The sequence below is a fragment of the Streptomyces sp. R818 genome, assembly GCF_056172735.1.
On record NZ_JAOCNE010000004.1, the window covers coordinates 81,458 to 101,186 of the forward strand.

Annotated in this window: 12 protein-coding genes and 2 pseudogenes; 6 read left to right on the forward strand and 8 right to left on the reverse strand. The window is 72.8% G+C overall.

Annotation, left to right across the window (positions count from 1 at the left end; all coding sequences use genetic code 11):
- Positions 1–2 precede the first annotated feature (2 nt).
- Positions 3–1,508 (reverse strand): acyl-CoA synthetase, encoded by a 1,506-nt coding sequence (locus N5I75_RS13240; protein ID WP_476677153.1) that lies wholly within the window; start codon positions 1,506–1,508, stop codon positions 3–5.
- Between the two features lie 140 nt (positions 1,509–1,648).
- Here N5I75_RS13240 and N5I75_RS13245 point away from each other — a divergent pair, with 140 nt between their 5' ends.
- Entirely contained in the window at positions 1,649–4,144 is a 2,496-nt protein-coding gene (locus N5I75_RS13245; protein ID WP_476677155.1) for a penicillin acylase family protein, read from the forward strand.
- A gap of 33 nt (positions 4,145–4,177) precedes the next feature.
- On the opposite strand, the pseudogene N5I75_RS13250 reads toward N5I75_RS13245, so the two are convergent.
- Together N5I75_RS13250 and N5I75_RS13255 are read right to left on the reverse strand one after the other, a co-directional pair.
- Positions 4,178–5,732: pseudogene (locus N5I75_RS13250) on the reverse strand (acyl-CoA synthetase); the annotation flags it as partial.
- Positions 5,733–6,015: 283 nt separating this feature from the next.
- Positions 6,016–7,119 carry an NAD(P)H-dependent flavin oxidoreductase gene (locus tag N5I75_RS13255; protein WP_476677157.1) on the reverse strand — a complete coding sequence of 368 codons (1,104 nt, stop codon included), beginning with the start codon at positions 7,117–7,119 and terminating at the stop codon, positions 6,016–6,018.
- Between the two features lie 179 nt (positions 7,120–7,298).
- Between N5I75_RS13255 and N5I75_RS13260 the strand changes: the two genes are divergently transcribed.
- Positions 7,299–9,116 (forward strand): serine hydrolase domain-containing protein, encoded by a 1,818-nt coding sequence (locus tag N5I75_RS13260; RefSeq protein ID WP_476677159.1) that lies wholly within the window; start codon positions 7,299–7,301, stop codon positions 9,114–9,116.
- Positions 9,117–9,135: 19 nt separating this feature from the next.
- On the opposite strand, the pseudogene N5I75_RS13265 reads toward N5I75_RS13260, so the two are convergent.
- The 5 genes and pseudogenes from N5I75_RS13265 to N5I75_RS13285 form a co-directional block, all read right to left on the reverse strand.
- Positions 9,136–10,700: pseudogene (locus N5I75_RS13265) on the reverse strand (phytoene desaturase family protein).
- A 28-nt stretch (positions 10,701–10,728) separates the two neighbouring features.
- The gene (locus tag N5I75_RS13270) at positions 10,729–13,002 is read right to left on the reverse strand and encodes a serine/threonine-protein kinase (protein WP_476677161.1); all 2,274 of its coding nucleotides are present in this window, start codon (positions 13,000–13,002) and stop codon (positions 10,729–10,731) included.
- On the reverse strand, positions 12,966–13,916 hold the full coding sequence (locus N5I75_RS13275; RefSeq protein WP_476677163.1) for an oxygenase MpaB family protein: 951 nt from the start codon (positions 13,914–13,916) through the stop codon (positions 12,966–12,968). Before N5I75_RS13275 ends, N5I75_RS13270 begins: the two co-directional genes overlap by 37 nt.
- Before the next feature lie 55 nt (positions 13,917–13,971).
- Positions 13,972–15,150, reverse strand: a complete 1,179-nt coding sequence (locus N5I75_RS13280) for an acyl-CoA dehydrogenase family protein (protein WP_476677165.1) — start codon at positions 15,148–15,150, stop codon at positions 13,972–13,974.
- A 91-nt stretch (positions 15,151–15,241) separates the two neighbouring features.
- Positions 15,242–15,673 (reverse strand): four-helix bundle copper-binding protein, encoded by a 432-nt coding sequence (locus N5I75_RS13285; protein ID WP_476677874.1) that lies wholly within the window; start codon positions 15,671–15,673, stop codon positions 15,242–15,244.
- Positions 15,674–16,114: 441 nt separating this feature from the next.
- Between N5I75_RS13285 and N5I75_RS13290 the strand changes: the two genes are divergently transcribed.
- From N5I75_RS13290 to N5I75_RS13305, 4 genes are all read left to right on the forward strand, one after another.
- Complete coding sequence (locus tag N5I75_RS13290; RefSeq protein ID WP_476677166.1) at positions 16,115–17,053, forward strand: cation diffusion facilitator family transporter; 939 nt, start codon at positions 16,115–16,117, stop codon at positions 17,051–17,053.
- A 143-nt stretch (positions 17,054–17,196) separates the two neighbouring features.
- Positions 17,197–17,601 carry a VOC family protein gene (locus N5I75_RS13295; RefSeq protein WP_476677168.1) on the forward strand — a complete coding sequence of 135 codons (405 nt, stop codon included), beginning with the start codon at positions 17,197–17,199 and terminating at the stop codon, positions 17,599–17,601.
- A gap of 375 nt (positions 17,602–17,976) precedes the next feature.
- Positions 17,977–18,483, forward strand: a complete 507-nt coding sequence (locus N5I75_RS13300) for a response regulator (protein ID WP_476677169.1) — start codon at positions 17,977–17,979, stop codon at positions 18,481–18,483.
- Positions 18,484–18,590: 107 nt separating this feature from the next.
- A complete protein-coding gene (locus tag N5I75_RS13305) occupies positions 18,591–19,703 on the forward strand; it encodes an ABC-2 transporter permease (RefSeq protein WP_476677171.1) in 1,113 nt (370 codons plus the stop codon).
- Positions 19,704–19,729: the final 26 nt, after the last annotated feature.

The window sequence follows — 19,729 nt, forward strand, 5'->3', positions numbered from 1 at the left end:
CCCTACAGCGCCTCCCGCAGCTCCCGCTTGAGGATCTTGCCGCTCGCGTTGCGCGGCAGTTCGTCCACGAAGACGATCCGCTTGGGCGCCTTGAAGTGGGCGAGCTTCTCGCGCGCGTGGGCGAGGAGTTCCGCCTCCGTCACCTCCTGGGCGCGGACGACGACCGCCGTCACCGCCTCGATCCACCGCTCGTCCGGCAGCCCGATCACCGCCGCCTCGGCGACGGCGGGGTGCGTGTAGAGCGCGTCCTCGACCTGCCGGGAGGCCACGAGCACGCCCCCGGAGTTGATGACGTCCTTCACACGGTCCACGACGGTGAAATACCCCGCGCTGTCGCGCACCGCCAGGTCACCGGAGCGGAACCAGCCGTCCCTGAAGGCGTGCGCCGTCTCCTCGGGCTTGTCCCAGTAGCCGTCGCACAGTTGCGGGGAGCGGTAGACGACCTCGCCGGGTGTCCCGTCGGGCACGTCCTTGCCGTCCTCGTCGACGATCTTCGCCTCGACGAACAGGACGGGCCGCCCGCACGAGTCCATCCGCCCCTCGTGCTCGTCGGGTCCGAGCACGGTCGCGAGCGGGCCGATCTCGCTCTGCCCGAAGCAGTTGTAGAAGGCGAGGCCGGGAAGGCGCTCGCGGAGCCGTTCGAGGACGGGCACCGGCATGATCGACGCGCCGTAGTACGCCTTGCGCAGCCCCCCGAGGTCGCGGGACGCGAACTCCGGATGCTGCGACAGCCCGATCCACACGGTGGGCGGCGCGAAGAGACTGTCGGCCTCGCCCGCCTCGACGAGGTCGAAGATGCGGGCCGCGTCGGGCGCGTCGAGGAGCGTGCTGGTCGCGCCGACGGCGAGGTACGGCAGGAGGAAGACGTGCATCTGCGCCGAGTGGTACAGCGGCAGCGAATGGACCGGCCGGTCCGTGTCCTTGAGGTCGAGCGCGTGGATCGCGCTGACGTACTCGTGGACGAGGGCCCGGTGCGACATGCGGGCGCCCTTCGGCAGGGCGGTGGTCCCGGAGGTGTAGAGGAGCTGGACGAGGTCGTCGGCGCCGGGCTGCTCGCCGTCGTGGGGCGCGGCGCCCGCGAGCCGCGCGAGCAGCGACTCGTCCGCGTCGCGCAGCGCCAGCGTCCGTACGCCGTCCGGCAGCCGGTCCGCGAGGCCGGGGTCGGTGAGGACGAGCGCGCTGCCGGACTGCTCGACGATGTAGGCGAGGTCGTCGCCGGTCAGGTTCTGGTTGACGGGGACGTGCACGAGGCCCGCGCGGGCGCAGGCCAGGAACCCGATGAGGTAGGCGTCGGAGTTGTGCCCGTAGGCACCGACCCGGTCGCCGGGCGCGAGGTCCAGGCCGCGCAGCACACCGGCCGCGCGCGAGACCGCGTCGTCGAGCTCCTCGTACGTCCATGAGCGCGGCCCGTAGCGCAGGGCGACCCGCGCCGGGGTGCGGCGGGCGCTGCGCCGCAGCACTCCGTCGACGGTGCTGACTGCCGCTGCGGACGCCGGTGACCTCGTCATGGCGTGATCCTCTGCGCCCGGGACGGCCGGGTCAAGACGCGTGCACGGCGTGTGCGGCCCGGGTGCGCAGACCCCTCGGCAGCCGACATACCGATTGGTACGCTCAGCCGCTCCTGCCCGCACCAGCAGTTGGGAGCACGATGCGCATCCGTCCGAGACCACGGCGCCGCACGGTCGCCGGGATCGCCCTGCTGACCGCGTTCGTCACCACGGCCGCGCTGCCGTCGGCCGCCGCCGACCGGGCCGACCGGGCCGAGCGCCCGCACGGCGGCGGCCTCTCCGCCACCATCCGCTACACCGAGTACGGCATTCCGCACATCGTCGCCGAGGACTACGCGGACCTGGGCTTCGGCACGGGCTGGGCGCAGGCCGCGGACCAGGTGTGCACGCTCGCCGACGGGTTCCTGACCGTACGGGGCGAGCGCTCGCGCTGGTTCGGCCCGGACGCGGCGCCCGACGGCTCGCTCTCCTCGGCGACCAGGAACCTCGCGAGCGACCTGTACTTCCGCGGCGTACGCGACACGCGCACGGTGGAGAAACTGCTCGCCACGCCCGCCCCGGCCGGGCCCAGCAAGGACGTCGAGGACGCGATGCGCGGCTGGGCCGCCGGGTACAACGCGTGGCTGAAGCAGAACCGGATCACCGACCCGGCGTGCAAGGGCGCGGCCTGGGTGAAGCCGGTGACGACGCTGGACGTGGCGGCGCGCGGGTTCGCGATATCGGTGCTCGGCGGGCAGGGGCGCGGGGTCGACGGGATCACGGCGGCACAGCCCCCGACAGCCGGCACAGCCGGCACAGCCGGTACAGCCGGTACAGCCGGTACAGCCGGTACAGCCGGTACAGCCGGTACAGCCGGTACGCAGCGGAAAGCGGCGCCTTCGACGGAGCAACTGGCGGCCTCGGCACGCGAGTTGTTCTCGCAGGCCGACTCCGACATGGGGTCGAACGCGGTCGCCTTCAGCGGGGACGCCACCGCGAACGGGCGCGGGCTGCTGCTCGGCAACCCGCACTACCCCTGGCAGGGAGGCCGCCGCTTCTGGCAGTCGCAGCAGACGATCCCGGGCGAACTGGACGTCATGGGCGGCTCGCTGCTCGGCACCACGACCATCTCCATCGGGCACAACTCCCGGGTCGCGTGGAGCCACACGGTCGCGACCGGCGTCACCCTCAACCTGCACCAGCTGACCCTCGACCCGTCCGACCCGACCGCGTACGTGGTCGACGGCAAGCGGGAGAGGATGGTGCAGCGGCGCGTGACGGTCCCCGTGCAGGGCGGCGCGGACGTGACCCGCACGCAGTGGTGGACCCGGTACGGCCCCGTCGTCACCTCGCTCGGCGCGCAACTGCCGCTGCCCTGGACGACCACGACCGCGTACGCGCTCAACGACCCCAACGCGGCGAACATGCGGGCCTCCGACACCGCGCTCGGCTTCAGCAAGGCGCGCTCGACGGAGGATGTGCTGCGGGCGCTGCGCCGCACCCAGGGCATCCCGTGGGTGAACACGATCGCCGCCGACTCCCAGGGCCACTCCCTCTTCACCCAGTCCCAGGTCCTGCCGCGCGTCACGGACGATCTGGCGGCGCGCTGCTCGACGCCGCTCGGCAAGGCCACGTACCCGGCGTCGGGCGTCGCGGTGCTCGACGGCTCGCGCGGCGACTGCGCGCTCGGCCGGGACAAGGACGCGGTGCAGCCCGGGATCTTCGGCCCGTCGAGGATGCCGGTCCTGAAGGACGCGCCGTACGCGGAGAACTCCAACGACAGCGCCTGGCTGGCCAACGCGGACCGGCCGCTGACCGGGTACGAGCGGATCTTCGGCACGGTCGGCACGCAGCGCTCCCTGCGGACGCGCGGCGCGGTCGAGGACGTGGCGGCGATGGCCGGCAAGGGCGGCCTGCGCGTCGCGGACCTTCAGCGGCAGCAGTTCGCCGACCGGGTGCCGGCCGGTGACCTGGCGGCGGCGGACACGGCGAAGGCGTGCGCGGCGTTGCCGGGCGGCAGGGCGACGGCGGGTGACGGCACGTCCGTCGACGTGTCACGGGCGTGCTCGGTCCTCGCCCGCTGGGACCGCACCATGGACACCGGCAGCCGGGGCGCGCTGCTCTTCGACCGGTTCTGGCGGAAGCTGACAGCGGCGGTCCCGGCCGACAAGCTGTGGAAGGTGCCGTTCTCGGCCGCCGACCCGGTGCGCACGCCGAACACGCTCTACACCGCACAGCCCGGTTTCGCGACCGCGCTCGCCGACGCCGTGGCCGAACTGCGGAACGCGGGCATCGCGCTGGACGCGAGACTCGGCGAGAACCAGTTCGTGGTGCGCGGCGGCGAACGGATCCCGGTGCACGGCGGTACGGAGTCGCTCGGCGTGTGGAACAAGGTCGAGCCGGTCTGGAACCCTGCGGGCGGCGGCTACACGGAGGTGGCGCACGGCTCCAGCTACATCCAGGCGGTGGGCTGGGACGGCGGACGCTGCCCGGTGGCCCGTACGTTGCTCACGTACTCCCAGTCCTCGAACCCGAACTCGCCGCACTACAGCGACCAGACGCACCTGTACGCGCGGAAGGGATGGGTCACGGAGCGGTTCTGCGAGCGGGACATTCTGCGCTCGCCCGCGCTGAAGGTGGTGCGGGTGCGCGGCTGACGGCCGTCGGTCACGACGGCTGACGGCCTTCCGTCACGACGGCTGACGGCCGTCCGTCACGTGACGGGGGTGCGGGGCCCGTCCTTCCCAGTACGGGTCCCGCAGCCGCCGTTTGTACAGCTTGCCGTTGGGGTCGCGGGGCATCGTCCCGACGAAGTCGACGCTCTTGGGCCGCTTGTAACCCGCGAGCCGCGTCTCGCAGTGGGCGAGGATGCCGGCGGCGAGGGCGTCGTCGGCCGTGTGGCCCTCGGCGACCTCGACGACCGCCTTGACCTCCTCGCCCCAGTCGTCGTGCGGGATGCCGAACGCGGCCGCGTCGGCGACGGCGGGGTGGGTCAGGAGCACGGACTCGATCTCGGCGGGGTAGATGTTCACACCCCCGGAGATGATCATGTCGATCTTCCGGTCGCGGAGGAACAGATAGCCGTCCTCGTCGAGCACGCCGAGGTCGCCGACGGTGAAGAAGTCTCCGATGCGGTTCTTCTTCGTCTTCCCCTCGTCCTTGTGGTACGCGAATCCGCCGGTCTTCATCTGCATGTACACGGTGCCGAGCTGCCCCGCGGGCAGCCGGTTGCCGTCGTCGTCGAAGACGGCCAGCTCACTGATGGGCCACGCCTTGCCGACCGTCCCGGGCTTCTTCAGCCACTCCTCGGCGGTCGCGAAGGTGCCGCCGCCCTCGCTGGCCGCGTAGTACTCCTCGACACAGGTGCCCCACCAGTCGATCATCGCGCGTTTGACGTGGTCGGGGCAGGGGGCGGCGCCGTGGATGGCGTGCCGCATGGACGTCACGTCGTACGCGTCCTTCACCTGCTGCGGCAGCGCGAGGAGGCGGTGGAACTGGGTCGGGACCATGTGGGTGTGCGTGCAGCGATACGTGTCGATGGCGCTGAGCATCCCCTCCGGGGTCCACTTGTCCATGAGGACGACCGGATGCCCGATGTTCAGCGCCGCGCCCGCGAACTGGAGCACCGCCGTGTGGTAGAGCGGCGAGCACACCAGGTGCACGTTGCCGTCGAACGGCTTGATCCCGAAGATGCCGAGGAAACCGCCGAGGTAGGCCTCCTCGGGGAGCTTGTTCTGCAAGGGGCGGCGGATGCCGCGCGGGCGGCCCGTCGTTCCGGAGGTGTAGTTCATGACCCAGCCGAGGGTGCGGTCCTCCGGGGGTGACTCGGGCTGGCCTGCGAGGAGTTCGGCGTAGGGGCGGAAGGTGTCGATGCGGTGGTCTCCGACGGAGTAGCGGTGGGTCGGGGGGAGGCCGGCCTCGTCGGCGGCGGCGCGTGCCTGCTCGGCGAAGCGGTCGTGCGCGATCAGCGCCTTCGCTCCGCTGTCGGCCACTATCCAGGCGATCTCCGGGCTACGAGTGGGTGGGGCTCGCCTGGGCCTGGAGCGGGTAGGCGGTGAAGAACTCGACGCCGTTCGGGAGCACGACGGCGAACACGTCGCCCTTTTGAGCCCGGCTCGGCGCAACCCGTGCACCATCGCGTTGCGGCGGCGTGCAGGCGTCCTGCGGACCAGGTTTCGGCGCCCGGGTGGTGAGGACGGGGCGCCCGGGGTCAGCGGTGGCTTGGGCCCAGAATCCGTTCGGGGGTTTGTGGGGTCGGGCATCGGGGTTCCTCTCTGCGGAGTGCGGAGCGCTTTTGCGGGGCGCTTTTGCGGGCGGGCGGCATCCCGTCTGCCGGGAGGTGTCTCGATGCCGGGTGCGGGCCGCGTCGTGGCTGGTCGCGCAGTTCCCCGCGCCCCTGAAGGCCTGCGGCTGCGCCGCGCCTCCCCGCCCCGCGCCCCTGAAATGGCGCACGCAGTGCGCATTTCAGGGGCGCGGGGAACTGCGCGGCCAGCCACCACGGCGTCGTACTCGCCCACGGCCGTGGCCCCTACGGCGATCCGGCGATCCGGTTCAGGCGGGTGATCGCCTCCTCGAAGCCCCGGGTCAGGTCGTCGAAGACGGCTTGGACAGGGCGCTCCGAATTCATCCGCCCCACTATCTGACCGACCGGCGTGCCGAGCAGCGGTTCGACCTCGTACTTCTGGATCCGGGACACCGCCTCGGCAACAAGCAAGCCCTGCAAAGGCATCGGCAGGGCCCCGGGCCCGTCAGGGCCGTCCCACGCGTCCGTCCACTCCGTGCGCAACTGCCGCGCAGGCTTCCCAGTGAGCGCGCGCGAGCGCACCGTGTCGCCGGAGCCCGCGGCGAGCAGCTTCCGGGCGAGGGCCGGCGACGTCAGCTCCGCCTCAGTGGTCGTCAGCCACACCGACCCGAGCCACACCCCCTGCGCCCCCAGCGCAAACGCCGCCGCGGCCTGCTGCCCGCTCCCGATACCCCCCGCGGCAAGCACCGGCAACGGCGCGACCGCCTCGACCGCCTCGGGCGTCAGCACCATGGAGGCGATCTCCCCGGTATGGCCCCCGGCCTCGTACCCCTGGGCCACGACGATGTCGATCCCGGCGGCAGCATGCTTACGGGCATGGCGCGCGCTGCCCGCCAGCGCGGCGACGAGCACGTCGTGCGCGTGCGCGCGGGCGATGACGTCCGCCGGGGGCGACCCGAGCGCGTTGGCGAGGAGCTTGATCGGATAGTCGAAGGCGACATCGAGCTGGCCGCGCGCGACCTGCTCCATCCACCCGGTGATCCGCCACCCGGACGCCTCCCCCTCGGCGAGCTCCGGCACGCCGTGCTTGGCGAGGGTGTCCCGGACGAACTGCCGGTGCCCCTCGGGGATCATCGCCTCGACGTCCGCCTCGGTGACCCCCTCGACCTTCTTCGCGGGCATGACGACGTCGAGCCCGTACGGCCGCCCGTCGGCGTGCGCGTGCAGCCAGTCGAGGTCGCGGGCGAGTTCGTCGGGGGCCGTGTAGCGGACCGCGCCGAGCACGCCGAACCCGCCGGCCCTGCTGATGGCGGCGGCCACCGCGGGGAACGGGGTGAAGCCGAAGACGGCGTGCTCGATGCCCAGTCTGTTGCTCAGCTCCGTCTGCATGCGCGCAGGATGCCGCAGCGGACCGGACGACGGAAGACCTTTTCTGATACAGCGTCAGATTCCACGGGAGCCGAGTACGCACCGCGTACGCGGTTCACGGTGGTTGACACGAGGCATGACTGACATGAAAGTTTCACCCGTCCAAGGAGATCCCGAAAGATACTTTCAGGAGGCTGCTCATGAACGCACCGGACCGGGACAGATCGCGGAGCGGCCTCACCCGGCGCCAACTGGGCGCGGCCGGATTCGCGTTGGGCGGCGCCCTGGCCCTCGCCCCCTTCCCCGCGGGGCCCGCTGCGGCCGCCACCGCCACCGCCGCCGCCACCGGGAAGAAGCCGCGCCCCACCCTGCGCCACGGCTCCCCCGAACGCGCGGGCCTGCTCGCGGGCCACCTGCGGCAACTGGTCGCCGACGCCGAGAAGTTCCTCGGCCCCTCCCCCAAGCACCCCTGGTACGCGGGCGCCGTACTGCTGGCGGGGCGCGGCGGCACGGTGGCGCTGCACCAGCCCATCGGCAAGGCGGTCCGCTACTCGCACTACGACGACGCGACCGACACCGGCGTCGAACTCCCCGCCGAGCAGCAGATCGACATGGCCGAGGACACCGTCTTCGACCTGGCCTCGGTGTCGAAGCTGTTCACGTCGATCCTCGCCGTGCAGGAGATCGAGCGCGGCCACCTGGAGCTCGAGGGGAAGGTCGCCGCCTACCTCCCGGAGTTCGCGGGCGCGGGCAAGCAGGACGTCACCGTACGGCAGCTCCTCACGCACACCTCCGGGTTCCGGTCCTGGATCCCGCTCTACAAGGAGCCCACGCGCGAGGGACAGCTCCGCCTCATCTGGAACGAGGCGCCGCTCAACCCGCCCGGCGCCGTCTACCTCTACTCCGACCTCAACCTCATCTCGCTCCAGCTCGTCCTGGAGAAGCTCACCGGCAAGACGCTCGACGTCCTGCTGCGCGAGCGGATCACCCGGCCGCTCGGCATGGACCGCACCCGCTACAACCCGCCCGCCTCCTGGAAGCCGCGGATCGCCGCGACGGAGGACGCGCGGGCGCCCTGGTCGGGGCTCGACCGCGGCCTGGTGTGGGGTGAGGTGCACGACGAGAACGCGTTCGGGCTCGGCGGCGTCGCGGGCCACGCGGGCGTGTTCTCCAGCGCCTGGGACCTCGCGATCCTCGGCCGCACGCTCCTCAACGGAGGCGTCTACGGCAGCGCCCGCATCCTCTCCGAGAAGTCGGTGGAGCTGATGTTCACCGACTTCAACACGGCCTTCCCCGGCGACGAGCACGGCCTCGGCTTCGAGCTCTACCAGCACTGGTACATGGGCGCGATGGCGACCCCGCGCACCGCGGGGCACACCGGGTTCACCGGCACCTCGATCGTCCTCGACCCGACGACCGACTCGTTCCTCATCGTGCTCGGCAACTCCGTGCACCCCGTGCGTACCTGGCGGTCCGGCTCCGCACCCCGGGTCGCCGCGGGCAACAACATGGCGCGCGCCGTCGCCGTACGTCCCGCGCACGGCCGCACCGCCTGGTTCTCCGGGATGACGAGCGCGGCCACCGCCACCCTCACCCTCCCCGACCTGCGCCTCACCTCCTCCGACGCCCGCCTGACCTGCTCCCTGTGGTGGGACACGGAACCGCGCTCCGACCTCCTCTTCCTGGAGGTCTCCACCGACGGCGGCGCCTCCTGGAAGCCGCTCCCCTTCACCACGGACCGGAACGACACCGACCAGGACGGCACCCACCCGGCCGGCACGGCCGACGGCTGGTCGGGCCGCGCCTGGCACCGCCTCACCGCGGACCTCGGCGGCTTCGCCTCCGCGTCCACACGCGTGCGCTGGCGGTACACGACGGACCAGCTCTACGTGGGGCGCGGGGTGTACGTGGACGGCGTACGGGTCACCGACGGCCGCCGGGCGGTCGCCTTCGACGAGGCGCGCCCGGCCGACTCCTCCCGGATCGAGGCGGTCGGCTGGACGGCCTCCAAGGACTAGCTCCGAACGGAGAACGGGGTCAGCGGCCGAGCACCGCCATCGCGGCGTTGTGCCCGGGGATGCCGCTGACCCCGCCGCCGCGCACCGCGCCCGCGCCGCACAGCAGCACGTTGGCGTACTCGGTCTCCACGCCCCACCGGCCCGCACCACCCGCACCGTCCTCCTCCCCTCCGCGTACGGGAAGGACAGGGCGCCGTGGAAGATGTGGCCGCCGGGCAGGCGCAGGTCGCGTTCCAGGTCGAGCGGGGTCTTCGCCTCGATGCAGGGGCGGCCCTCGGCGTCCTCGGCGAGGCAGTCGGCGAGCGGTTCGGCGAGGTGGGCGTCGAGCTGGGCCAGGGTCGCCTTCAGGAGGTCGGCGCGGGCCGCGTCGTTGTCCTCGGTGAACAGCCGCGCGGGGGTGTGCAGGCCGAAGAGCGTGAGGGTCTGGTAGCCGCGCGCGGCGAGGTCGGGGCCGAGGATCGTCGGGTCCGTCAGGGAGTGGCAGTAGATCTCCGAGGGCGGCGCGGACGGCAGCGCCCCGGCCGCCGCCTCCGCGTACGCCGTCGCCAGCTCCTCGTACCCCTCGGCGATGTGGAACGTCCCGGCGAACGCCTCGCGCGGGTCGACGGAGGTGTCCTTCAGCCTCGGCAGCCGCTTGAGCAGCATGTTCACCTTGAGCTGGGCGCCTTCGGCGGGGGCGGGCGGGGCGGTGCCGAGGAGGCGGGCGAGGTCCTGCGGGGAGGCGTTGACGAGGACGTGGGAGGCGGCGATCGTGCCCTCCCGCTCCCCGTCCGCCGTCCTGTACGTCACCTCGGCGCGCCGCCCGTCCGTCTCGATCCGGGTCACCTCGTGGCCGGTGACGAGGCGGGCGCCCGCCGCGCGGGCCGTCGCGGCGAGGGCGCCGGTGAGCGCGCCCATGCCGCCGACGGGCACGTCCCAGTCGCCGGTGCCGTTGCCGATCACGTGGTAGAGGAAGCAGCGGTTCTGGGCGAGCGCCGGGTCGTGGGCGTCGGCGAACGTGCCGATCAGCGCGTCCGTGAGGACGACGCCGCGCACCAGATCGTCCGTGAAGCGCTCCTCGATGCCGACGCCGATGGGCTCCTCGAAGAGCAGCCGCCACGCCGCGTCGTCCCCGACGCGCTCGCGCAGGGCGGCACGGCTCGGCAGCGGTTCGGTGAGCGTGGGGAAGACGCGTTCGGCGACGTGCCGGGTCGTCTCGTAGAACCCGGTCCACGCCTCGTACTCGCGCTCGCCGCCCGTGAGGCGGGCGAACGCCTCGCGCGTACGGTCCTGGCCGCCGCCGACCAGGAGCCCGGTGGGACGGCCGCCGCGGACGGTCGGCGTGTACGAGGAGACGGTGCGCTGCCGCACGGCGAAGTCGAGCCCGAGGTCGGCCACGATCTTCTTCGGCAGGAGGCTGACGAGGTAGGAGTAGCGGGAGAGGCGGGCGTCCACGCCGGTGAACGGGCGGGTGGAGACGGCGGCGCCGCCCGTCGTGCCGAGGCGCTCCAGGACGGTGACGGTGCGGCCCGCGCGGGCGAGGTAGGCGGCGGCGACGAGACCGTTGTGGCCCCCGCCGACGATGACGACGTCGTACTGGTCCAAGACACGCTCCCTGGTTTCGCGCGGGGCGTCAGGAGCGGCCCCGCTGACGCAACGCGGCGACTCGACGGTACAGCTGAACCGCCTCCGCGCCCCGGCCGAGCTGTTCCAGGCACTGCGCCTCGTCGTTGCGGCTGGCGAGCGTGTCGGGGTGGGCCGCGCCGAGGACCCGTTCGCGGGCGGCGGCCACGGTCCGGTACTCGGCGAGCGCGTCCTGCCAGCGCCCGAGCCAGCCCAGCCCGACCGCGACCTCCCGGTGGCTGACGAGGGTGTCGAGGTGGTCGGGGCCGAGGACCCGCTCGCGGATCGCGCACACGTCGCGGGCCTCGGCGAGTGCCTCCTCCCAGCGGGACAGGCGGCCGAGGTTGACGCCGAGCCCGTGGCGGGCGCGCAGCGTCTCCGGGTCGGTGGGGCCGCTGACCCGGGTACGGTCGTCGACGAGGTCGCGGTAGAGGGTGAGCGCCTCCGCGCTGCGGCCGAGGCGGCCCAGGCTGATGCCGACCTCGTAGCGTGCGGCGAGGGTGTCGGGGTGGTCGGGGCCGAGCGCTCGCGCGCGTGCTCGCGCCACCTCGCGGTAGGCGTGCAACGCCTCGTTCCAGCGCCCCAGCCGGCCGAGGGTGTAGCCGACTTCGCAGCGTGTGACGAGGGTGTCGGGGTGGTCGGGGCCGAGGACGCGGGCGCGCGCGTCGACGACCTCCTTCGCCATGCGGTACGAGTCCTCCAGGCGGCCGAGGCGGCTGAGGTTGAAGGCGAGGTTGTGGCGGCAGCGCAGGGTGTCGGGGTGGTCGGCGCCCATCACCCGCTCCCGGGCGGCGAGGACCGACGTGTAGACCTGGTGCGCCTCCAGGTGGCGGCCCAGTTTGCCGAGGACGTAGGCGACCTCCTGGCGGGCGCCGAGCGTGTCGGGGTGGTCGGGGCCGAGGACGCGCTCGCGGCCCTCGGCGACGCGCCGGTAGGTGCGCAGCGCGTCGGCGGCGCGTCCGGTGCGGCTGAGCGCGAAGGCGATCTCGTAGTGGCTGGCGAGGGTGTCGGGGTGGTCGGGGCCGAGGGCGTGCTCGCGTTCGGCGGCGACGGCGCGGTGGACCTCGCCGGCCTCGGCCCAGCGGCCGAGCCGGCCGAGGCTGAGGCCCGCGTTGTGCCGGGAGAGGAGGGTGGCGAGCAGCTCCGGTGCCGGGGTGGGGCGTTCGGGGGGCTCGGGCGGGGCGCTGCCGGCTCCGGTGGCGGGGCGCGGGATCCATTCGCCGGAGAGTCCGGCCGCCGCGTCGGGCGGGGTCGGGCGCGGGCCCGCGCCGCCGGTCGCCTTGTGGCCGGTGGTCATTCCGCGGGTCCACGACGGCAGGCGCGGCTCGCGCGTGAGGGGCTGTGCGGTGACGACCCGGGTGTCCGGGTGCGGGACGACCTGTGGGGTCCGCACGGTGGGCACGTACGCGCCGCGCGCGGAGCGTCCGGTGGCGATGCGGCGGCCCAGTTCGCGGGCGTCGGGCGGGCGTTGCTCGGGGTTCTTGGCGAGGAGGTCGAGGATGATCCGCTCGACGTAACCGGGGAGTTCGGGGCGGTGGCGGCGCGGCGGGGCGGGCGGGGTGTCGCGGTGGCCGACGAGGACGGCCCAGGCGTCGTCGAGGTCGAACGGGGGCGCTCCGGTGGCGAGTTCGTACAGCACGCAGCCGAGCGAGTACAGGTCGCTGCGCTGGTCGACGTGGGCGCCGCCGATCTGTTCGGGCGACATGTAGTGCGGGGTGCCCATGGCGATGCCGGTGCCGGTGAGGCGGGCGGTGAAGCCGATGTCGGCGCCGAGCCGGGCGATGCCGAAGTCGCAGATCTTCGCCGTGCCGTCGGCCAGGCGCACGATGTTGGCGGGTTTCAAGTCCCGGTGGACGATGCCTTGTTCGTGGGTGTAGGCGAGGGCGGCGGCGATCTGTTCGGCCATGTCGACGACGTCGTCGACGGGCAGCGGATGGTGCCGGTTGTCCTCCAGGAGCTGGCTGAGGTTCTTGCCCTCGAGCAGCTCCATCACCAGGTAGAGGATGCCCTCGTACTCGCCGAAGTCGTGCACGACGGTGATGCCCCGGTGCTGGAGCGCCGCCGCGACCCGCGCCTCGCGGCGGAAGCGCTCGCGCAGCACCCGGGTGAAGGACGGGTCGCGCTGGGGAGCGAGCGGCTTGAGGCACTTCACGGCGACATGGCGGCCGAGCGACTCGTCGCGGGCGCGCCACACCTCGCCCATCCCGCCCCGGCCGATCCGGTCGAGCAGCCGGTACCGCCCGTGGATCAGGGTGTCGTTCCCGCTCTCCTCCAGCTCTGGCATGACCCGCTGTCGCCCCCGTCGCCTCGCCGCGCGGCCCCCGGGTCCAGTATGGGCACGCGGGTGCCGACTTTGAACGGTGCCGGGCGGGTGTGGGGGCCCAGTCGAGCCATGGCCCGCAGGATGTGTTTCGGGGGCAGTTGCCAGCGCACGCGGGCGGGGATCGCGCGCAGCGCGGTGCCGATGGCGCGCAGGCGCCGGGTGACGACGGCGGGGGCCGGGGCGGGGCGTCCGTACAGCTCGTGGGCGTAGGGCGGGAGCGAGGCGTAGGCGAGGTCGGCGACGCGCCGCCACAGCAGTGCGCGGGCGGGGACGAGGAGGGCGTGGGTCGGCGGGTGTTGCAGGAAGTCGTCGACGACGCGGGCGTCCGGCCCTGCGGCCAGTTCGGACCGTACGGAGGTGAAGTAGGCCGCCAACTCGGCCCGGCTGTGCGGTACTTCGTCCGGGTCGAGGCCGACCAGGCGGGCGCTGGTGCGGTGTTCGGCCAAGTAGCGGTCGGCCTGGGCGCCGGTGAGCGGCACGCCGGAGCGCCGGGCGATGTGCAGATAGGAGCCGATCTCGGCGCAGTGCACCCAGAGCAGCAGTGCGGGCTCGTCGACGCCGTAGCGTTCGCCGGTGTCCGGGTCGGTGGCCGACAGCATCCGGTGGATCTTGCGGACCCGGGCGCCCGCCTTCTCGGCCGCCTCCGTGGTCCCGTACGTCGTCGTGCCGACGAAGCCCGCGGTGCGCATGAGGCGGCCCCAGGCGTCGCGCCGGAAGTCGGAGTTCTGCATGACGCCGGCCACGGCGCGCGGGTGCAGCGCCTGGAGGTACAGGGCCCGGATGCCCGCCACCCACATCATGGGGTCGGCGTGCAGCTGCCAGGTCACGGAATCGGGGCCGAAGAGACCCGGATCCGCCGTGCTCGTCTCCGTCACCCGCGCCTCCCGTCGTCGCCGCCCCCGCTCCCGCAAGTGTGCGGGACGGCGGATGTCAGCGGCGCACCCGGGGCATCCCGAGGCCGATCCAGGAGATGATCTCGCGCTGGATCTCGTTGTTGCCGCCGCCGAAGGTGAAGATGACGGCGGAGCGGTAGCCGCGCTCCAGTTCGCCGTGGAGGACCGCCCCGGCGCTGCCCTCCTTCAGGGCGCCCGCCGCCGCGACGACCTCCATCAGCCAGGCGTACGCGTCGCGGCGGGCCTCACTCCCGTAGACCTTGACGGCGGAGGCGTCCTGCGGGGTGAGGGTGGCGTCCTGGAGGGCGCTGACCATCCGCCAGTTGAGGAGCTTCATCGCGTCGAGCCTGGTGTGGGTCTGCGCGAGGCGCTTTTTGACCCAGCCGAGGTCGATGACGCGGCGGCCGTCGGCGAGCTTGGTCTCCATCGCCCAGCGCTGCACGTCGTGCAGGGCGCGGATCGCCATGGTGCCGTGGGCGGCGAGAGTGACGCGCTCGTGGTTGAGCTGGTTGGTGATCAGGCGCCAGCCCTTGTTCTCCTCGCCGACGCGGCGCGAGACGGGGACCCGGATGTCCTCGTAGTAGCTCGCGGTGGTGTCGTGCGAGGCGAGTGTGGTGATGAGGGTGCAGGAGTAGCCCGGGTCGGAGGTCGGTACGAGCAGCATGGTGATGCCCTTGTGGGGCGGTGCGGCGGGGTCGGTGCGGACGGCCAGCCAGACCCAGTCGGCGGTGTCGCCGTTGGTGGTCCAGATCTTCTGGCCGTTCACGACGTAGGTGTCGCCGTCGCGGACGGCCCGGGTCTTCAGGGCGGCGAGGTCGGTGCCGGCGTCCGGTTCGCTGTAGCCGATGGCGAAGTCGAGTTCGCCGGAGAGGATGCGCGGCAGGAAGAACTCCTTCTGTTCGTCCGTGCCGAACTGCATGATCGTCGGGCCGACGGTGTTGAGCGCCATGAGCGGCAGCGGAACGCCCGCCTGGGCGGCCTCGTCGAAGAAGACGAACTGCTCGACCGGGGTGAGGCCGCGCCCGCCGTACTCCTTCGGCCAGCCGACCCCGAGCCAGCCGTCCGCGCCGAGGCGGCGCACGGTCTCCCGGTAGAAGCGCTTCTGGGCGGCGGGTTCCGCGTAGCGGGCGGAGGCGTGGTCGGGGACGAGGTCGGCGAAGTAGGCGCGCAGCTCGGTGCGCAACTGCTGCTGCTCGGGCGTGTAGGCGAGGTGCACGGCCCCTCCTGGCGGTCGACCGGCCGGTGTCGGCGCACACAGTAGAACCCGTTGCAGAAATAGGGAATGCCCCGCCGCTGACGGACCGGGCTCAGCCGAGGACGGCCAGGAAGTCCGTGCAGGCGCGGGCGCACGCGCGGCACTGTTCGGCGCAGTCCGCGGCGTCCGGGAGGCCGTCGCAGGCGTGCGCGCACTCCAGGGCGACGGCCCGGCACCACTCCACCTGGAGCCGCAGCCCGTACTCGTCCCGGTGCGTCTCCTCCGAGAGCAGCCGGCAGGTCGCGTCGCAGACCTCGACGCACAGGAGCAGGGAGCGCCGCAGATCGTGCCGCTGCCCCTCGCGCTCGGCGTCCCAGGCCGACGGGCGGCGCGCGGGGCCGCCCTGCAGCGGCGGGGCGAACGGGCCCGGCTCCAGGAAGCTGACCCGCAGGGCGGTGGCGCGGGCGCACTCGGTGCAGGCCTGGGCGCAGGCGAAGCGGCTCTCGAGGAAGCGGACCAAGGTGTCCTTCGGCGGTTCGGTCATCAGGGCGGGGTCTGCGGCCTCGGTGGTCTCGGCGCGGAGGTGCGACTGCTTCGCCAGGGGGGTCACCGGCCCGGCTCCTTTCGGGAAACGTCTGCGTCCGCGCCGGGTAGCCGGATCGCCCGGGGCCAAACCGGCCCGGCGGCGCGAGACCCCGCAAATCCTGTGCGGCGGGCGGCGCACAGGGGTACGTTCGGCGCGCCATTCACGCCCGCGCGCCCCCTGTCCGGCCGGGCGGCGCGCGGGAACGCCGACGCCGACGGCGACTCCCCGGCGAACACATCGGCCCGGGAGGGGGTCTTCACGCTGGTCCGCCGGTTTACGGCGCGGGGCGCCGGTTACCGGGGACGGGGTACGGCGCGCGGTCGCGGCCCGCCGGTTCCCGGCCCGCCGAGGCTGCCGCACACCCCTGGTAACCACCCTTCACACCCTGTGAGTTGACACGTGAGCGACCCCGAGAAGTCCGGCGCGCAGGAGGACCGCAAGACCCGGCTCACGGTGCTTGTGGCGCTCGGCGCGAATCTGGTCATCGCCGTCGCCAAGGCGATCGGCGGCGTCATCGCGGGCTCGCCCGCCCTCCTGTCGGAGGCGGCCCACTCGGTGGCCGACAGCCTCAACGAGGTGTTCCTCCTCGCGGCACTGCACCGCAGCCGCCGCCCCGCGGACCGGCGGCACCCCTTCGGTTACGGCAAGGAGCGGTTCTTCTGGTCGCTGCTCGCCGCGGTCGGCATCTTCGTGATGGGCGGCTGCTTCTCCTTCTTCCAGGGCTTCGAGGCGCTGACCGGGCCGAACACCCAGGAGTCGCACACCGGCTACACGGCCGGGCTGATCGTCCTCGGCGTCGCGCTCCTCGCCGAGGGCGCCTCCCTGGTCCGCGCGATCCTCCAGGTCCGCGCCCAGCCCGGCAAGGGCATCGGCTCCGACCCGGCGCTGCGCACGGTCCTCGCCGAGGACAGCACGGCCGTGCTCGGCGTGCTCCTCGCCGCGGGCGGCATGGTCCTGCACATGGTCACCGGCAACGTCGTCTGGGAGGGCTCGGCGTCCCTCGCCATCGGCGCGCTCCTGGTCTACGTCGCCTTCGGACTCGGCAAGAGCGCCCGCGAACAGCTGATCGGCGAGGCCGTCGACCCGGAGCTGCGGGAGGGCATCCTCGCACTCCTGGAGAAGCAGCCGGAGATCGACTACGTGGCGGCGCTGCACACGATGCAGCTGGGCATGGACTCCACGCTCGTGGCCGCCCGCGTCGACCTGACCCCGGGCATCGACAGCGAACACCTGGAGCTGGTCAGCGAGCGCATCAAGAAGTCGATCCAGGAGAGGTGGCCGGAGGCCGACCAGGTCTTCCTCGACGTCGTCGACATACCGCAGCGCGTACGCGAGTGAACGCCGCGCGTGAGGGGGCGCGGGTGAGGCGGGCGGGGCGCATGAGGCGGCGCGCATACCGTGCGCGAACGCGAAGGCTGACGATTCGGACATGCGTCCGGGGGTACTCGCGGGGCGACGGAGAGCGAGACCGGGGAGGTCCGATGAGCCACGTGGAAGCGGCGGTGCTGGTCTTCGACTGCGCGGAGCCGGAAGAACTGTGCGAGTTCTACCGGGTGCTCCTCGACGGGGAGGTCCAGCCGCCGGACGGTGGCAGCCGGATCGAGCTCGTCGGCGCGAACGGCACCCGTCTGGCGTTCCGCCGCGACCTCAACGCCGCCCCCGCGAGCTGGCCGCGCCCCGACGACTCCCAGCAGGCCCACCTGGATCTGCTGGTGGCGCCGGAGCACCTGGACGCCGTGGAGCGCGAGATCGTCGGGCTCGGCGCCCGGCCGCTGGAGACGCGTGGCAACGGGGGCCGTACGGCTTCGCGGTTGTACGCCGATCCGGCCGGGCACCCCTTCTCGCTGCGCAGCGCGGAGCAGGTGGCGAAGCCGAAGGCGAGCTGATCGCTCGACAGCGCACCACGGGGCTCGCGCGCGGTCGCGCACGGCCATATGCCGCACGACCGTTCATGTCGACCGGTGGCCGCGCTCCGTCCGTCTGTACAGCCGTCTACAAGCCGTATCTGATCCTTTCTGTCCGAAAAGAGGTCCACTCATGAGCACCCGGCCGCGCGCCCCTCACCCAGAAGAGACCAAACACGAGGTCAGGGGCGCTGTGCGCACGTGCCGCCCGGCCCGCGGCGACGCGCGCGACACCGCCCAGCCCGAGAATGAGCGGGAGAACGACTGGAATCTGGTGCGCGGAGAGGATTGAGAGCCCCTTCCCCCGCGCGCGTACGGGCATATGCTGTCGGTGCCGACGAGGGGAGGCACCCGGCGATGCCCACCGCTGCACGGCCCAAGATCCTGGTCGTCGACGACCGCGAGGACACGCTCTTCGCGATGGAGAGCGCCCTCGCCCCGCTCCGTTACCCGCTCGACCGCGCCAACACCGGTGACGACGCCCTGAAGGCCGTCCTGCGCGGCGGCATAGCGGTGGTCCTCCTGGACGTGCTGATGCCCGACGTCAGCGGCTTCGAGGTGGCCCACTACATGACGCGCCTGGAGCAGACCCAGGACATCCCGATCATGATGATCACGGGCGCGGGCCAGGACCCCGCGCTCGCCGTCAAGGCCTTCGAACTCGGCGTCGCCGACTACGTCGTCAAGCCGGTGGAGCCGTGGGTGATGCGGACGAAGGTCCGCTATCTGTACGAGACGAGCCTGCGCATCCACGCCCTGCGGGAGCGTCTGCGGATGCATGAGGCGGAGGACGAGGGCGTCTCCCCTCCCCCGGCTCCCCCGGCCGCGCGCTTCGAGGACCGTCCGCTGCCGCGACCGGCCTGATCGCACCCACCCGCACCGCGGGTGTCGATGCTCACATCGGCCCGGCGGCGCATTCCATCCATGTGGTTGTACAGTACAACTTGGTTAAGAGTTGTATAGGCCAACCCATGGAGGTCCTGCTCATGCCCGCCGATCAGCGAGCGGCGCTGCGCCACGTCCTGACTCATCTGCTGACCCCGCTCCTGATGTGCGTCGGCATGGGCCTCGCCTACCTCGGCGCGTTCGCCGCGCCCGAGCCGCACCACCTGCCGGTGGCCGTCGTCGGCTCCGGGCCCGAGGCCAAGGTCTTCGCGCAGACCGTGAAGGACAAGGCGGGCGACGCCCTCGACGTGCGGACGCTTCCCAGCCGCGACGCGGCGATCGACCAGCTCAGGACGCGGCACATCGACGGGGCGTACGTACCGGGCGAGAAGGCTCCGGAGCTGATCGTGGCCTCCGCCGGGTCGGACACCACCGTCTCCGTCGTCCAGAAGATCTTCACGCCGGTCGCCGCGCAGCAGGGCGAACCGCTCAAGGTGACCGACGTGGCGCCGACCGTCTCCGACGACCCGACGGGGCAGGGCCTGTTCTTCCTGCTGGTCGCGGTGAGCATCGGCTCGTACGCGTCGGTCGCCGTCCTGGGCGGCGCGGGTGCCGCGCTGCGGATGCGGGCGCGGGCGCTCCTCGCGGTCGGCGTCTCCGCGGTCGTCGGCCTGCTCGGCGCGGCCTTCGCGGGGCCCGTCTTCCACCTCGCCCACACCGGCCTGTGGGGCGTGTTCGGCATGGCGTGGCTGTACTCGGCGGGCATCCTGCTGATCGGCGTCGGCCTGCACACGTTCCTCAAGCGGTGGACGACACTGGCCGTGATGGTGCTGTTCGTGATGCTCAACTTCACCAGCTCCGGCGGGGTCTTCCGCCCCGAGCTGCAGAACGGCTTCTTCGCCTCCCTGCACGCCTTCTGGAACGGCGCGGGCTTCGTCGAGGGCGCCCGCAGCCTCCTCTACTTCGACACCTACGGCCTGGGCCGCCACGTGTGGACCCTCGTGGCGTGGCTCGCCGTGGGCGCGGTCGTCCTCGCGATCGCGGGGTTCGCGGAGCGCCGGCGCGGCCGGGCGCTCGTGCCCGCGGCGCCGGTGGAGAAGACCAGTGAGAAGGAGACCAGTGAGAGGGAGGCCGGCGAGAAGAAGGCCGGCGAGGGGGAGGAAGTCGAGGAGGAGCTGGAGGAGGCCGTGGGCGTCTGACGCCCGGCTCCTCGGCCAATGCCGCG

Bases quoted from the DNA above. Each gene is read 5' to 3' on its own strand.
- N5I75_RS13240 (WP_476677153.1), bottom strand. From the start codon at position 1,508: ATGACGAGGTCACCGGCGTCCGCAGCGGCAGTCAGCACCGTCGACGGA.
- N5I75_RS13245 (WP_476677155.1), top strand. From the start codon at position 1,649: ATGCGCATCCGTCCGAGACCACGGCGCCGCACGGTCGCCGGGATCGCC.
- N5I75_RS13255 (WP_476677157.1), bottom strand. From the start codon at position 7,119: ATGCAGACGGAGCTGAGCAACAGACTGGGCATCGAGCACGCCGTCTTC.
- N5I75_RS13260 (WP_476677159.1), top strand. From the start codon at position 7,299: ATGAACGCACCGGACCGGGACAGATCGCGGAGCGGCCTCACCCGGCGC.
- N5I75_RS13270 (WP_476677161.1), bottom strand. From the start codon at position 13,002: ATGCCAGAGCTGGAGGAGAGCGGGAACGACACCCTGATCCACGGGCGG.
- N5I75_RS13285 (WP_476677874.1), bottom strand. From the start codon at position 15,673: ATGACCGAACCGCCGAAGGACACCTTGGTCCGCTTCCTCGAGAGCCGC.
- N5I75_RS13295 (WP_476677168.1), top strand. From the start codon at position 17,197: ATGAGCCACGTGGAAGCGGCGGTGCTGGTCTTCGACTGCGCGGAGCCG.
- N5I75_RS13300 (WP_476677169.1), top strand. From the start codon at position 17,977: ATGCCCACCGCTGCACGGCCCAAGATCCTGGTCGTCGACGACCGCGAG.
- N5I75_RS13305 (WP_476677171.1), top strand. From the start codon at position 18,591: ATGGAGGTCCTGCTCATGCCCGCCGATCAGCGAGCGGCGCTGCGCCAC.